Source organism: Sphaerisporangium sp. NBC_01403 (assembly GCF_045040145.1).
Lineage (GTDB): Bacteria > Actinomycetota > Actinomycetes > Streptosporangiales > Streptosporangiaceae > Sphaerisporangium > Sphaerisporangium viridialbum.
This window is the reverse complement of sequence record NZ_CP109534.1, coordinates 9,694,606-9,709,077: the sequence shown is the minus strand read 5'-3', so window position 1 is coordinate 9,709,077 and position 14,472 is coordinate 9,694,606. Positions and strand designations below refer to the sequence as shown.

At 72.4% G+C, this 14,472-nt stretch carries 11 protein-coding genes; 4 read left to right on the top strand and 7 right to left on the bottom strand.

Annotation, left to right across the window (positions count from 1 at the left end; translation table 11 throughout):
* Positions 1 to 9 precede the first annotated feature (9 nt).
* Both OG589_RS43920 and OG589_RS43915 read right to left on the bottom strand, forming a co-directional pair.
* The gene (locus OG589_RS43920) at positions 10 to 252 is read right to left on the bottom strand and encodes a WhiB family transcriptional regulator (protein ID WP_114031515.1); all 243 of its coding nucleotides are present in this window, start codon (positions 250 to 252) and stop codon (positions 10 to 12) included.
* A 280-nt stretch (positions 253 to 532) separates the two neighbouring features.
* Positions 533 to 2,854 carry a hypothetical protein gene (locus OG589_RS43915; RefSeq protein ID WP_405144867.1) on the bottom strand — a complete coding sequence of 774 codons (2,322 nt, stop codon included), beginning with the start codon at positions 2,852 to 2,854 and terminating at the stop codon, positions 533 to 535.
* A gap of 300 nt (positions 2,855 to 3,154) precedes the next feature.
* On the opposite strand from OG589_RS43915, the gene cofD reads away from it, so the two are divergent.
* Entirely contained in the window at positions 3,155 to 4,081 is a 927-nt protein-coding gene (cofD, locus tag OG589_RS43910; RefSeq protein WP_405144866.1) for a 2-phospho-L-lactate transferase, read from the top strand.
* Positions 4,078 to 5,373, top strand: coding sequence for a coenzyme F420-0:L-glutamate ligase (locus OG589_RS43905; protein ID WP_405144865.1), 1,296 nt, complete (start codon positions 4,078 to 4,080; stop codon positions 5,371 to 5,373). Before cofD ends, OG589_RS43905 begins: the two co-directional genes overlap by 4 nt.
* On the opposite strand, the gene OG589_RS43900 is transcribed toward OG589_RS43905, so the two are convergent.
* Both OG589_RS43900 and OG589_RS43895 read right to left on the bottom strand, forming a co-directional pair.
* Complete coding sequence (locus OG589_RS43900; RefSeq protein WP_405144864.1) at positions 5,275 to 5,973, bottom strand: DedA family protein; 699 nt, start codon at positions 5,971 to 5,973, stop codon at positions 5,275 to 5,277. The two genes, OG589_RS43905 and OG589_RS43900, sit on opposite strands and share 99 nt — an antisense overlap.
* A complete protein-coding gene (locus OG589_RS43895; protein WP_405144863.1) occupies positions 5,966 to 6,625 on the bottom strand; it encodes a class I SAM-dependent methyltransferase in 660 nt (219 codons plus the stop codon). The genes OG589_RS43900 and OG589_RS43895 overlap by 8 nt, the downstream gene beginning before the upstream one ends.
* 134 nt (positions 6,626 to 6,759) lie before the next feature.
* On the opposite strand from OG589_RS43895, the gene OG589_RS43890 reads away from it, so the two are divergent.
* Positions 6,760 to 8,037 carry a sensor histidine kinase gene (locus OG589_RS43890; RefSeq protein WP_405144862.1) on the top strand — a complete coding sequence of 426 codons (1,278 nt, stop codon included), beginning with the start codon at positions 6,760 to 6,762 and terminating at the stop codon, positions 8,035 to 8,037.
* The gene (locus tag OG589_RS43885) at positions 8,010 to 8,669 is read left to right on the top strand and encodes a response regulator (RefSeq protein ID WP_405144861.1); all 660 of its coding nucleotides are present in this window, start codon (positions 8,010 to 8,012) and stop codon (positions 8,667 to 8,669) included. Before OG589_RS43890 ends, OG589_RS43885 begins: the two co-directional genes overlap by 28 nt.
* 16 nt (positions 8,670 to 8,685) lie before the next feature.
* Here OG589_RS43885 and OG589_RS43880 read toward each other — a convergent pair whose 3' ends face one another.
* The 3 genes from OG589_RS43880 to OG589_RS43870 all read right to left on the bottom strand — a co-directional run bounded on the left by OG589_RS43880 (position 8,686) and on the right by OG589_RS43870 (position 14,448).
* Positions 8,686 to 10,476 carry a substrate-binding and VWA domain-containing protein gene (locus tag OG589_RS43880; RefSeq protein ID WP_405144860.1) on the bottom strand — a complete coding sequence of 597 codons (1,791 nt, stop codon included), beginning with the start codon at positions 10,474 to 10,476 and terminating at the stop codon, positions 8,686 to 8,688.
* A gap of 162 nt (positions 10,477 to 10,638) precedes the next feature.
* On the bottom strand, positions 10,639 to 13,209 hold the full coding sequence (locus OG589_RS43875) for a bifunctional FO biosynthesis protein CofGH (protein ID WP_405144859.1): 2,571 nt from the start codon (positions 13,207 to 13,209) through the stop codon (positions 10,639 to 10,641).
* A 315-nt stretch (positions 13,210 to 13,524) separates the two neighbouring features.
* Positions 13,525 to 14,448, bottom strand: coding sequence for a DNA-3-methyladenine glycosylase family protein (locus tag OG589_RS43870; RefSeq protein ID WP_405144858.1), 924 nt, complete (start codon positions 14,446 to 14,448; stop codon positions 13,525 to 13,527).
* Positions 14,449 to 14,472 lie beyond the last annotated feature (24 nt).

The following is a 14,472-nucleotide window of genomic DNA, read 5'->3' as shown; positions in this document are numbered from 1 at the left end:
TACCCTTCCTCAGCCGGCCTCTCGCTTGATCCGGCGGCGCTCACGCTCGGACAACCCTCCCCAGATCCCAAATCTCTCATCATGCTGTAGTGCGTACTCCAAACACTCGGCCCGCACCTCGCAGGACCGGCACACTTTCTTGGCCTCCCGGGTGGAACCGCCCTTCTCCGGGAAAAACGCCTCCGGATCCGTCTGCGCGCACAACGCGCGCTCCTGCCATCCCAGCTCTTCCGCGCCGAGCACCTGTGCCATGACCAGATCGGTCAATGCACACCTCCTGCCGATCGCCCGCCCGCCCCGCAACGGAGCCCCCCTTTTGAACACCTTCCTCAATACCCACCCTGTGAAAGGCGTAACAACACAGTTGTAATTACACGCGTGTGCCGCGTGTGGCGTCAAGCAGCATGGCAGTATCCGGGGAAAGACCAGCTCACCCCGGTATGCGGGCCTTGGCGGAATATGCGGCCGTCCTCGGCGTACGCCGTCTAGGCGGGATCCGACGGCGTTCTGTTATCCCCGATCTTCAATGCCCTCAGCGGTCGGAACCGTACCAGCGTGATCCCTGATCTACACCTGGACCTGCCGGTTCTCTACTTCCGCTTTCCTCTGGCCTTGCCTGGGCCGACCGGTCGGGGGCGTAGATCGCGGTCGGGTCGATCGGCTCGTCCCTGTGCCCCTGCGGCCCGGACGGGGGCATGGGGGCGTTCAGCGGGTCGTTCTGGAAGGCCTTCGGGTCGAAGCGCACCGTCTTCTCCACGGCCGGCTCCTCCCAGGCCTGCTGCTGCGGCTGGTACGGCTGCTCCTGCGGGTACGGCTCGGGTGCCTGCGGGTACGGCTCGGGTGCCTGCGGGTACGGCCGGTCCTGCGGCTGGGGGTAGCCCTGGTCCTGCGGGCGCTGGTACGGCTGGTCCTGGTAAGGCTGTTCCTGGTAAGGCTGCTCCTGGGCGGGCCGGTAGGGCTGCGCGTCCGCCGGGGGGCGCGAGTAACCCGAGGAGTCGCCCGCCGACTGCGGGTGGCCGAACGGGCTGCCGCTGTAGCCGGGCGCGTACTCCGGGGTCCTGACCGGCTGCGTGCCGGTGGTGTACTCCTGCCCGCCCGGGGTGCCGGTGTGCTCGGAACGGCCCTCGGAGGGCGACCCGCCGCCCTGCGACTGCTGGTAGCTCTGCGCCTGCTGGTAGGCCTGCGCGATCTGCTGCTGGCGCGCGTCGGCCGCTTCCGCGTACAGCGGCGACGGCTCGGGCTGGCGGCCGAAGTCGGCGCCCGAGTAGCCGCCGTACTGCTCGCCGGCCTGCGTGCCCATCTGACCGTAGACCTGGGTCTGGTCCATCGGGTTCGCCTGCGGGCCGCCCTGACCGTAAGACGACTGGTCCAGGGTCTGCGGACCGGTCTGACCGTAAGACGGCTGGTCCACGGCCTGCGGACCGGTCTGACCGTACGAGGGGGGCTGGTCCAGGGGGCCCGTCTGGCCATAGGCCGGGGCCTTGTCCAGCGGGTTGGTCTGCGGACCGGTCTGACCGTACGACGAGGACGGCTGGTCCAGCGGGCTCGCCTGGCCGTACGGGCCGCCGCCCTGCGCCGGCGGCCGGCCGTAGGCGTGAGGCTGGTCGAAGGCGGTCGGCGCCGTGAGCGGCTCAGGCACGGCCTGGCGGGCGCCGGTCGTGAAGGCGTCGTGCATACCGAAGGCACCTGCGCCCCCGCCCGAGGGCGCGTACGGCGAGGCCGCCTGGGGAGCGTACGGGTCGGAGGTCTGCTGGCCCGGCTGCTGGTTCTGTTCTCCGTAGGGAGCGGAGGGCTGTGGAGCGTACGGGGACGCGGGGGGCTGCCCGTATGACCCGGACGGCTGCGAGGACGCGGAGTCGCCCTGGGAGCCCTGAGGGCCCTGCCCGTACGGCTCGGACCTCAGCGCCGCCGCGTAGGCGTCGAGCGGCTGGGAGTGCTGGGGAGCGTAGGCCGTGTCGCCGAGGGGGCCGGCCTCGCCCGCGGGGGCGTACGGCCGCGCCTGCGACTCGTCCTGCCGTCCGAACTGCTGCTCACCCTGCTGCCCGAACTGCTGGCCGAACTGCGGCTCGCCCTGGCGGCCGAACTGCTGGTCACCCTGCTGCTGGCCGTATCGCTGCTGCTCACCCTGCTGCGCGAACTGCGGCTGGTGCTCTCCGGAGAACTGCGGCTGCTCTCCCTGCTGGGAGAACTGCGGCTGCTCGTTCTGCTGGGCGAACTGCGGCTGGGGATAGGGGTCGGCACCCGGCTGCTGCCCATAGGCCTCCGCGGGCCGCTGGTCGCCCGGCCCGTACGGCTGCGGGGGGTTGTGCGGAGCCGGGGGCAGCGCGGGAAGCGCGGAGGCGGGAGCGTTCTGGGCAGGGGCGTTCTGGGCGGGCCCGTACGGCGGCTGGTCGGGATGCCCGCCGGGTCCGTACCCGGGGTGCTCGCCCTGGAAAGGCTGCGGGGGGAACAGCCCCTGGCCGTTGCCGTGCGGCGCGGGCTGCTCGGCGTGGCCCTGCCGGGGCCGGACGGCCGAGGGCGCGCCGGGCGGCAGGATGGAGAGCGCGTACACCAGGGAGACCGCGGTGAGGGCGAGGGCGGGCACGCCGGTCAGCAGGTACTCGATGAGACTCCAGCCGCCCGTGCCGCGGCCGAGGAGCACGCCGACGAGGCTGACGAACCCGAAGAGCGCGGCGGCCGCGAGCGCGGCGACGGCGACGAGGTTCACGAGACGGGCACGCGGGGTCGGCTCGCCGAGCCTGGTGACGAGCACGACGGCGCCGATCGCGAGCGCCAGGGCGAGCGGAGAGGTCAGCGTGCCGAGCGCGCCGGCCGACTTGGCGCCGAACGGCCCTTCTCCGAAGACCAATGTCACGACCGCGACCAGAACCTGTGTGCAAACAACCGCAAGCATGATCAACGCCGCAGGCTCGCGGAGCCGTCCGGGCTCAACTTTCACCACAACTACCCCCCAATGGGTCCATACGGCATCCGCAGTTTCGCACATCTCCCCACTTCGAGGACGCCGGACCCAACAACCTCATTGATCACACAAGCCCCGCATGAAAGTCATTCAACCCTTTCCACGAGCCCGTGAGCAGGCGTTTCACAGATCAGTTCGCGGATCGCCCGGCCCGGGCCCAGGCAAGAAGATGGCAATGGAACACTTGACAGCATGCGCATCGTGTCCCTAGCCGGTGGAATCGGCGGCGCCCGTTTTCTCCGCGGACTCCTGGCCGCCGTCCCCGACGCCGAGATCACCGTCATCGGCAACACCGGTGACGACATCACCCTTTTCGGACTCCGGGTCTGCCCTGATCTCGACACCGTCATGTACACCCTCGGCGGCGGCATCAACGAGGAGCAGGGCTGGGGCCGGGCCGGCGAGCAGCACCTGATCAAGGAGGAACTGGCCGCGTACGGCATGGAGCCGCAGTGGTTCGGCCTCGGCGACAAGGACATCGCCACCCATATAGTGCGCACCCAGATGCTGAACGCGGGCTATCCCCTGTCGGCGATCACCGAGGCGCTCTGCACGCGCTGGCGGCCGGGTGTCCGGCTGATCCCGATGACCGACGACCGCGCGGAGACCCACGTGGTCATCAGCGACGAGCAGGGCCGCCGCGCGATCCACTTCCAGGAGTGGTGGGTGAAGCTGCGCGCGTCGGTCCCCGCGGAGCAGATCCTGCTGGTCGGCGCGGACGAGGCCAAGCCCGCCCCCGGCGTGATCGAGGCGATCGAGGAGGCCGACGTGGTGATCCTCCCGCCCTCCAACCCGGTGGTCAGCATCGGCACCATCCTGCAGATCCCCGGCATCCGCGAGGCCGTCGAGGCCAAGACCGTGGTCGGCGTCTCCCCCATCATCGGCGGCGCCCCCGTCCGGGGGATGGCCGACGCGTGCCTCACCGCGATCGGCGTGGAGACCAGCGCCCAGGCGGTCCTGGAGCTGTACGGCTCGCGCCTGGTCGACGGCTGGCTGGTCGCCGAGGAGGACAAGGACGTCGCCCTGGACGGGGTTCGCGTGGTGGCGAGGCCCCTGCTCATGAGCGACCCCGACGCCACCGCCGCCATCGCCCGCGCCGCGATCGAGCTGGCCGGATGAGCGGCACCACGGCCGCCCACGAGAGCACGGTCACCGTCCAGGGGGTGCACGGCCTGCCCGAGGTACGCCCGGGCGACGACCTCGCCGAGCTGATCACGCGGGCCGTTCCCGGCCTCGCGGACGGCGACATCCTCGTCATCACCTCCAAGATCGTCAGCAAGGCCGAGGGACGCGTCCGGCGGGGCGACACCCGCACGGCGGCCATCGCCGAGGAGACCCGGCGAGTCGTCGCGCGGCGCGGCGAGACCGTCATCGCCCAGACCCGGCACGGCTTCGTGATGGCCGCCGCCGGAGTGGACGCCTCGAACACCGAGCCCGGCACCGTGCTCCTGCTCCCCGAGGACCCCGACGCCTCCGCCCGCCGCATCCGGGCCGGGCTGAAGGCGAAGGCCGGGGTCATCCTGTCGGACACCTTCGGGCGTCCCTGGCGCAACGGCCTGACCGACGTGGCGATCGGCGCGGCGGGCGTCCGGCCGCTGGACGACTTCCGCGGCAGGTCCGACACCTACGGCAACCCGCTTTCTGCGACGGTCACCGCGCTGGTCGACGAGATCGCGGCGGCGGCCGAGCTGGTCAAGGGCAAGCTCGACGGCGTGCCCGTGGCGGTCGTCCGGGGGCTGTCCCACCTGGTGACCGCAGAGGACGGCCCGGGCGTCCGGCCGCTCGTGCGGCCCGCCGACGAGGACATGTTCCGGTACGGCTCCGCCGACGTGCTGTTCGCCCGCCGGACGATCAGGGAGTTCTCCCCCGAGCCCGTGGACCCGGCCGCGGTCAGGCGGGCCGTGGACGCCGCGATCAGCGCGCCCGCCCCCCACCACACGACCCCGTGGCGCTTCGTGCTGCTGGAGTCCCCCTCGGCGCGCGAGAAGCTGCTGGACGCCATGCTGGAGGCCTGGATCCGCGACCTGCGCGCCACCGGCTTCACCGAGGAGTCGATCACGCGCAGGGTCAGGCGCGGCGACGTCCTGCGGCGGGCGCCCTACCTGGTGGTCCCCTGCCTGGTCATGGACGGCTCCCACACCTATCCCGACGACCGCCGCAACGCGGCCGAGCGCGAGATGTTCGTCGTCGCCATGGGCGCGGGCGTGGAGAACCTCCTGGTCCACCTGGCCGTCGAGGGCCTCGGCTCGGCGTGGGTGTCCTCGACGATGTTCTGCCGCGAGGTCGTGCGCGAGGTCCTCGACCTGCCGGAGTCATGGGATCCCATGGGCGCCGTGGCCGTGGGGCACCCCGCCGCCCCGCCCCGCGACCGTCCCCCGCGCGACGCCGCCGACTTCGTCGTCACCCGCTGAGCCCTGGTAGCCGCCCCGGGCGCGGCGGTATCTCGGGTAGAGCGCCAGCAGCACGAGCGCCATCGCCACCGGGCCCGCCAGGGCGAGATGGCCGGTCACCTGCCTGATCACCTCGGGCGCGAGGTAGCGGCTGAGGGTGACCAGCGTCGCCGCCCACGCGCAGGCGACCGGCACGCTCGCGCTCGCGAACGTGCGGTACGGCAGGCCCGCCCAGCCCGCGAGGCGCGGCACCAGCGTGCGGGCGCTGCCCAGCCACTGGGCGCCCACGACCGCCCACACCCCACGGCGTACCACCAGGCGGCGTCCGCGCTCCCAGAGGCCGGGGGCGAGGCGGTCGGCGAGGACGTGCGCGGACGGGGAGCCCCTGCGCCGCCGTCCCCACAGGTAAGAGAGCTGGGTGCCGGTGACCGCCGCGGAGGCGGCCACCGCGATCGTCACGCCGAGTGGCAGCACCCCGAGGTGGGAGAAGTAGCCGAGGGCCACGAGCACGCTCGTCCCAGGGAGCACGACCCCGATCAGCAGGCCCGCCTCGGCGACGATGAGCAGCCAGCCGACGGCGAGCAGCAGTGGCGGGGAGAGCTGCCCGAGCAGGTCAGACATGCTCGCCCGCCTTCACGGACGGGTCGCGGGGCCTGCGGCACACGTAGGTCATCCCCGGGGGGATGTTCCGCCAGACCGGCCCGGTCGTCAGGACCTCCTCGAAGACGCCCCTGAGCCGCCGCCGGAAGGCCCTCGCCCTCGCCAGCGGGAGGGCGTGCAGGTAGGTCACCGTGGTGAACGCCCCCGCGGGGTCGAGCACCCGGCCGATCTCGTGGAGCATCGCCGACTGGCGCGCGTCCGGGAACAGGGACCACGGCAGCGTGCTCACCACCGCGTCGACCTTCCGCACCCCGGCCGCCGCCAGGAGCGCGCCGAGGTCGGCCGCGTCGCCGTGCACCACCTCCAGCCACGGCTTGGCGCGGCGCAGGTGGGCGACCATCGACGGCTCGATGTCGATGGCGAGCTGGCGGGAGCCCGGCGCCAGCCTGGCGCGGATGGCCTCGCTGATCGGTCCGGTGCCCGCCCCGAGCTCCACCACGACGGAGGGGCCCGACGAGGGGACCACCGCCGTGAGCGCCCTCGCCAGCACCGGCGAGCTCGGCGCCACGGCCCCCACGACGCCCTGCCTGCGGAGCGCCACCGCCATGAACGCCCGCAGGCCGGTGGCCCCTTCGGCGTCTCTTCCCGGCCACAGCCGCACTGTCTCGTCCATGGAGGCAATCAGACCGGCGGCGCCTTTCCGGGCGCAGGGACAGAGAACCTAGTCTTCGAGGTAGGCTTGGCCCTACCTCGCAAGTAGTCCAGAGCCCCTGGGGAAGCGCTCTGAGCTGCCCATAAGGTCGAGGGGTGCGTCCACGACAGGCCTGGCGGGCCCTCACCCGGCGAGATCTGCTCCTGTCGTCATGGCCATGGCGCGCGATGCTCTACCTGATCTCGGGTGTGTGCGTCGGCGCGGTGGTGCTGGTGCTGTTCCTGGCCTTCCTGCTCACCGGTGCGGTGATGACGCTGGTGCTGGTCGGCATTCCGATCGTGCTGGCGATGGGGCTCGGCGGCGTTCCCGTCGCCGCGCTGGAGCGCGCGCGCCTGCGCCTGGTCGACCACGATCCGGTCGTCTCCCCGCATCGCGAGCCCGACCGGCCGGGGCTTCGCGCGTGGGTGGAGCTGCGCTTCAAGGAGCAGGCCACGTGGCGTGAGCTCGCCTACACCGGCCTGCTGGTCACCGTGCTGTGGCCCGTCGAGCTCGCCATCATCCTGTACGGCCTGGTGGTGCCGGTCGTGATGATCAGCACTCCGCTCGCCCTCGTCGAGGGCGACCAGATCAACGTTCTCAAGGCCTGGCGGGTCGACACCCTTCCCCAAGCGCTCCTGGTGGCGGCGCTGGGGGTGGTCGCGCTGGCCGTCGCGGCGTACCCGCTGACCGCGCTCGCGATGGCCCACGCCATGCTGGCGAGGCTCCTGCTCGCCCCGCGTGACGACGAGTCGGGCGAGCGGCTGGCCGAGCTGACCCGATCTCGCACCCGGCTGCTGGAGGCGTTCGAGGCCGAGCGGCGGCGCATCGAGCGCGACCTGCATGACGGCGCCCAGCAACGGCTGGTGGCGCTGACCATGACGCTCGGCCTGGCCAGGGTCACGCGCGCCGAGGAGACGGCTGAGCTGGTCGGCGAGGCCCACGAGCAGGCGAAGCTCGCCCTGGCCGAGATCCGCGACCTGATCAGGGGCATCCACCCCCGCATCCTGACCGACCGGGGCCTGCCGGCGGCGGTGGCCGACGTCGCCGACCGGTCCCCCGTGCCCGTCGAGGTCTCCGTGGAGTGCTCCGAGCGGCTGCCCTCGGCCATCGAGTCCGTCGCCTACTTCGTGGTCTGCGAGGCGCTGGCCAACGTCGCCAGGCACAGCCGGGCGACACGCGCCACGGTCGAGGGCCGCTTCCGCGACGACCGGCTCGTCGTGGAGATCAGGGACGACGGCGTGGGCGGCGCCGACGCCTCGGCGGGCACGGGGCTGGCCGGCCTGGCCGACCGCGTCTCCGTGGTGGACGGCAGACTGATGCTCTCGAGCCCTCCCGGCGGCCCGACCCTGTTACGTGTGGAGATCCCTTGCGCGCCCATCGCCCACTCAAGATAGTCATCGCCGAGGACGGCGTGCTGCTGCGCGAGGGGCTGTCCGGGCTGCTGGCGCGGTTCGGCCACCAGGTGGTCGCGTCCGTCGGCGACGCCGGCGCCCTGCTCGCCGCCGTCGCCGAGCACGCCCCCGACATCGTCGTGACGGATGTCCGGATGCCGCCTGGGTTCTCCGAGGAGGGCCTGCGGGCCGCCGTCACGCTGCGCGCGGCCGACCCGGGGCTCGCCGTCCTGGTCCTGAGCCAGTACGTCGAGCAGACCTACGCCTCCGAGCTCCTCGACTCCGGAGACGGCACCGGAGTCGGCTACCTGCTCAAGGACCGCATCGGCGACGTCGAGGAGTTCGTCGACGCGCTCCACACCGTCGTCGAGGGCGGGACGGTCGTCGACCCCGAGGTGGTCAGGCAGCTGCTGCGCCGGCGCCGCGACCCGCTGGAGCGCCTCAGCCCGAGAGAGCGCGAGGTGCTCGCCCTCATGGCGGAGGGCCGGTCGAACACCGCGATCGCCCGGGCGCTGGTGGTGTCCGAGGCCGCCGTCGGCAAGCACATCGGGAACATCCTGGCCAAGCTCGACCTGCCGCCCGCAGAGGACGACCACCGCCGTGTCCTGGCGGTGGTCACCTACCTGCGCGGCTGACGCGCGACCTGGGGCCTCAGCCGGGCTTGACGCAGGTGGGGTGGCACAGGCGGCGGGCCAGGGCGCTCAGGAACACGTCGATGATCTCGCCGGGCCCGGTGGCCACGTGCAGGGACCCGTTGGTGATCGAGGTGATCTCGCCCAGGGCGGCGCGGTCGACGCTCTTGCCGAAGGCCAGCACGATGATCTGCACGGGGTGGTCGGGATCCCAGTCCTTGCGCAGCCTGTCCACCAGGGCCTGCCGGGAGAGCCCTTTGCCGTCGTCCCTGCCGGCCGTGATGATCAGGAGAGAGTTGTTCATCGCGGGGTCGTACTTGCCGGTCACCTCGCGGAACCCGGCCAGGATCGCGTCGTAGAGCGAGCTGTCCCGGCCCTTGTACGCTCGCAGCGTCCGGGTGAAGCCGTCCAGGCGGCTCTGCCTGGTGAACTGGTCGCCCTCGCCGTCCGGCTGGGTGATCGGCCCGAGTCGCACCAGCGAGCGGTACCCCTTGCCGCCGCCCAGCCCGTCCGCGAACTCCCACAGGCCCATCCGGGTGGAGCCGGGGAAGAGCTGGAGCCCGAGGTGGGTGGCCTCCAGCGCCACCGACAGCGGGGTGTCGCCCTTGTCGCCGGAGATGGGCTCGGCCATGTGCCCGGCGGCGTCGGCCAGCACCAGGATGTTGCTCGGCGGCGCGAGGCGGCTCCACGCGTCCAGGGCCTCGTCGATCACCAGGGGCGTGATGGACGGGCGCGGCCTCGGCCGGCCGGACGGGATCCCCGGTCCCGCGTCCGGCGGCGCGTCCATGCCGTCGGGGCCGTCGGGGAGCCGGAACCCGTCGCGGCGCACCGCCGCCCTCACCTCCGCGGAGGTCAGCCAGTTCCCGAAGAGCCGCGCGCCGGCCGCGTCCGCGGGGTCCTCGGAGGTGACCACGTACGGGTAGTCGAGGATGATCGTGCCCTCTTTGGGGGTGAGCGCCACCACGGGGTCGGCGGAGGGCGTCCGGTTGTGCAGCCACACCGACTGCTCGGGCACAACGACGACCGGCCGCTGCCAGAACGAGCGGTCGTCCACGGCGGCGAGCATCGAGCGGTAGTCCGGGGCCGAGCCCGCCTGCGCCATGCGGACGAAGGCGGTGAGCTCCTTGTCGCCCTTGCCGCCCTCGCCCGCGATGTCCCTGGCGGCGGCCACCGTGGCGATGCCGGCGCCCGCCACCGAGGGGTCCGGGATGCGGACGATGTCCGGCTCGTCCGCGGTGGGCTGGAGCCGTCCTCTCGCCGTGGCAGGGAAGACCATCTCCCAGCTCATCTCGGTGTTCCTGGTGGCGAACCGCTGGGCCAGGGTGCCCCTGGTCGCGAACACCAGCGGCGAGGTGGCCACCACGGTCTCGCTGGGCGCGAGGCTGGGCGCGCCCTGCTTGCGCGCGAGCCGTACCCACGCGGAGGAGTCGGCGATCCAGGCGTCGGGCCGCTGGGCGAGCACCCCGGCGCGGTCGCCGATCAAGGTGCGCAGGACCGGCGCCGGGGACTGCTCGGTGACCTGCACGAGCACGCAGCGCCCGTCCACGCCGGCCCTGGTCGCGTTGAAGCGCCCGGCGGCCTCCATGACGACCGGGGCGATGTCCACCGCCGCGTCCACGCCGACGAGCACCGGATCGCGGGACGAGCACGAGCCCGCGCCGCCCCGGCCGGCCAGAAAGAGCACCCCGGCGACCAGGACGACGACGATGGCCGCCGCGAGCACGCCGCGGCGCCCGGTCCGCCGGCGCGGAGGCTCGAAGACCGGTTCCGCGCGGTGCCGACCGTGTCCACCGGGTCGACCAGACGCCACGGGTTCGCCTCTCGGTGTCTCTTGTTACGTGTCTCTCGTTACAGGGGAGGAGTCGGACGATTCTCCCAACGGACACCGTAGACAGCGCAAGTATCCCTAAGGTGGAAATGTAGAACTTGTTATAAGCGTGTCTGATAAGCCTTCCTTCGGACGGGACCGCGACTACGGCGCCAGCAGCGGGACGGTCCTCCGCACGCTGCGGCAGACGCCGTCACTGGCCCTCGCCGCCGCGGCGCGCTCCTCGGACGGCCGGCCGTACCCGGTGACGCGCTGGCGCAGCGGGCGCCCCGTAGGCTCCACCATCGCGGCGATCTCGGTGATGGTCTTGTACGACCCGTTCTCCGACCCGGCCATGCGGCTGATCGTCTCCTCCATCAGCGTGCCGCCCAGGTCGTTCACGCCGCCCGTCAGCACGGCCCTGCACAACTCGTCCTGGAGCTTCACCCACGAGCACTGGATGTTGTCGATCGCGCCGTGCAGCATGATCCGCGCGAGCGCGTGCACGGCGCGGTTCTCCCTGGGGGTCGGGCCCGGCCGGGCGATGCCCGCCAGGTAGATCGGCGCGCTGTGGTGGACGAACGGCAGCAGCACGAACTCCGAGAAGCCGCCGGTCTCCTCCTGGATGCGACGGATCAGCCGGATGTGCGCCACCCAGTGCGCGGGCGTGTCCACATGGCCGTACATCATCGTCGAGGTCGTCGGGATGCCCACGCGGTGGGCGGTGGTGATGACGTCCACCCACTCCCTGGTGGGGAGCTTGCCCTTGGTCAGCACCCAGCGCACGTCGTCGTCGAGGATCTCGGCCGCGGTGCCCGGCAGCGAGTCGACCCCCGACTCCTTCGCCGCCACCAGCCAGTCGTGGATCGACATGTTGGTGCGGCTGGCGCCGTTCATGACCTCCATCGGCGAGAAGGCGTGGACGTGCATCTCCGGGCACCTGGCCTTCACCGCCTTGGCGATGTCGAAGTACGCCGTGCCGGGCAGGTCGGGGTGGATGCCGCCCTGCATGCAGACCTCGGTCGCCCCCGCCTCCCACGCCTCGGCCGCCCGGTCGGCGACCTGGTCCAGGGACAGGGTGTAGGCGTCGGCGTCGGTACGCCGCTGCGCGAACGCGCAGAAGCGGCAGCCGGTGTAGCAGACGTTGGTGAAGTTGATGTTGCGGTTCACGACGTAGGTCACGTCGTCGCCCACGGCCTGCCTGCGCAGGTCGTCCGCGACCCGGCACAGCTCTTCCAGGTCGGCCCCGTCGGCGCTCAGCAGGGTGAGGGCCTGGGCGTCGGTGAGCCGCGCGGGGTCAGAGGCGGCCCGGCGCAGCGCCTCCCGCATGTCGGCGCCGATCGCGGTCGCCGGCGCGCCGTCAGGGGCGGGCGTCCGCTCGCGCAGGGCGTCCCAGTCACCGTAGACGTTGTCGAAGTCGTCGCGCCTGTCCTGCGAGCGGCCCGTGGAGTCCACCTCCACGTGCAGGTCCGTACGGCCCGTCGAGGCGAACCCGCCGTCGGGCTCCTGCCACGGCCGGCCGGTGGGGACGGTGTCCAGCGCCAGGCCGGTCTCCGGGTCGGCCAGCGCGTCCACGTGGCCGCGCAGGCGCGGGTCCAGCCACGGCTCCCCCGCCAGGACGTACTCCGGGTAGATCGTGAGCCGCTCCTTGAGCGTGAACCCGGCCTCGGCCGTGCGGGCGGCGAGCTCCTCGATCTGCGGCCAGGGGCGCTCGGGGTTCACGTGGTCGGGGGTCAGCGGCGAGACCCCGCCCCAGTCGTCGATGCCGGCCCTGATCATCAGGCCGTACTCGTCGCCGATGAGGTTCGGGGGCGCCTGGACGCGGGTCTTGGTGCCGAGCACGAGCCGGGTGACCGCGATCGTCGCGGCCAGCTCGTGCAGGTCGGCGTCGGGCATGCCGCGCATGGCCGTGTCCGGCTTGGCGCGGAAGTTCTGCACGATGACTTCCTGCACGGCCCCGTACTCGCGGGAGACCTTCCGGATGGCGAAGATCGACTCGGCGCGATCGGCGACGGTCTCGCCGATGCCGATCAGGACGCCCGTGGTGAACGGCACGTTGGTGCGGCCGGCGTCCTCCAGCACGCGCAGCCGTACGGCCGGGTCCTTGTCGGGCGAGCCGTAGTGGGCCTCGCCCTTCTCCTCGAACAGCCGCCGGGAGGTCGTCTCAAGCATCATGCCCATGGACGGGGCCACCGGCTTGAGCCGCTGCAGGTCGCGCCAGGTCATGACGCCCGGGTTGAGGTGCGGGAGCAGCCCCGTCTCCTCCAGGACGCGGATCGCCATCGCGCGCACGTAGGACAGCGTGTCATCGTACCCGTGGGCGTCCAGCCACTCTTTGGCCTGGTGCCAGCGGTCCTCGGGGCGGTCGCCCAGCGTGAACAGGGCCTCCTTGCACCCCATGGCGGCGCCCTTGCGGGCGATGTCCAGCACCTCGTCGGGGCTGAGGAAGGCGGCGGGGAGCTTGCCGGGCGCCGTGGCGAACGTGCAGTAGCCGCACCGGTCGCGGCACAGCCTGGTCAGGGGGATGAAGACCTTGCGGCTGTAGGTGACGACCCCCTCCCGTCCCACCGAGGCCAGCCCCGCGTCCCGCACGCGGCCGGCGTATTCGAGGAGCCGGTCCAGGTCGGCTCCCCGGGCATGCAACAGAACCGTGGCCTCCGTCACGTCGAGCGCCTTGCCGTCCCTGGCCCTGGCCAGCGCCCGCCGCATCGCGGCGTCTGTGGGGTTCACGTCCATGGAACGCACAGTACGGAACCGCCCGGGCCCGGCACGCGGGCGGGGTCCCGTAGATCAATCCGTCTTTAGCGATCCTTAAGTGTAGGAGTCACGAATTCTCGATAGACGTAAACATATGCAGAGGAACACACTTACAGGGTCACTCCTCCGCATCCTCCAAGGAGACCCCGATGTCCTGGATGGTTCTCGCCTTCATCGCCGCGGCGGCCCTGCTCGCCCCGTTCTTCGGCGCCGACTCGCGTGACGGCCGCGACTGGAAGCCCAGCACGCCGCCGGCCCCGGACGAGCGGCGCTCGTACCCCCCGCAGCCGCCGCTCAGAAGGCTCGATAGTCGCGAACGGCCATCCGAGGTCCGCGTGCCGGTGGCCTGCGCCCGCCAAGTTCGAGCAGGCGGATGATCCGGTGGCGGTGCCCCAGGTAGGGAGCGAGCAGCTCCAGCATCCCGGCGTCGTCGGTCTTCCGGCCGGTGAGCGACCACCCGACCAGCGAGGGCAGGTGGTAGTCACCGACCGAGACGGCGTCCGGGTCGCCGTGGGCCCGCTGCCGCGTCTCCGCCGACGTCCACACCCCGATGCCGGGCAGCGCGCGTAACAGCCTGTCGGCCTCCAACGGCCCGGCCGCCTCCAGCTTCTCCGCGTACAGGGCCGCGTTCACGATCGTCCTGGCCCGTACGGCCTCCGCCCCCGCGCGGTGCCAGTCCCACGAGGGGACCTTCCGCCACACCTCCGGCTCGGGGAAGACCCGCATGGCCGTGGGCGCCGGACCCGGCGCGGGCTCGCCGTGCTTCAGCAGGAGCCACCGCCACGCCCGCCACGCCTCCCGGCCGACGACCTTCTGCTCCAGCACCGCGGGCACCAGCGCCTCGAAGACCCGCAGCGTACGGCCGACGCGCAGCCCCCCGTGCCGCGAGGCCAGCTCCCGGATGAGCTGGTGGCATTCGAGCCCCAGCCGCTCGACCAGCCCCTGGAAGGCGGAGACCTCGTCGTCCGCGCCGAGGAGCCGGGGCAGCGTCTCCAGCATCCACTCGGCCCCAGGACCCCACGCCTGGGCGACCACGACGGCCTCGCGCGCCTGGACCGTGACCCGGAGCGTGCCCGCCCCCTCGGGCGTGCGGCAGGTGCGCCAGATCGCCCTGTCGGGCGCGACCTGCCAGGCGGGGTCGCCGCTTCCACGGCGATGCGGCGCCAGCGTGCGCTCCACGTCGAGGGGCCCGTCCGGGCGCCACCTGCGTTCTCGCACGATGTCAGGCTATGGGTGGTCTGG

Excerpts from the sequence above, each read along its gene's own strand:
- OG589_RS43920 (WP_114031515.1), bottom strand. The coding sequence starts at position 252 with ATGGCACAGGTGCTCGGCGCGGAAGAGCTGGGATGGCAGGAGCGCGCG.
- cofD (WP_405144866.1), top strand. The coding sequence starts at position 3,155 with ATGCGCATCGTGTCCCTAGCCGGTGGAATCGGCGGCGCCCGTTTTCTC.
- OG589_RS43905 (WP_405144865.1), top strand. The coding sequence starts at position 4,078 with ATGAGCGGCACCACGGCCGCCCACGAGAGCACGGTCACCGTCCAGGGG.
- OG589_RS43900 (WP_405144864.1), bottom strand. The coding sequence starts at position 5,973 with ATGTCTGACCTGCTCGGGCAGCTCTCCCCGCCACTGCTGCTCGCCGTC.
- OG589_RS43895 (WP_405144863.1), bottom strand. The coding sequence starts at position 6,625 with ATGGACGAGACAGTGCGGCTGTGGCCGGGAAGAGACGCCGAAGGGGCC.
- OG589_RS43875 (WP_405144859.1), bottom strand. The coding sequence starts at position 13,209 with ATGGACGTGAACCCCACAGACGCCGCGATGCGGCGGGCGCTGGCCAGG.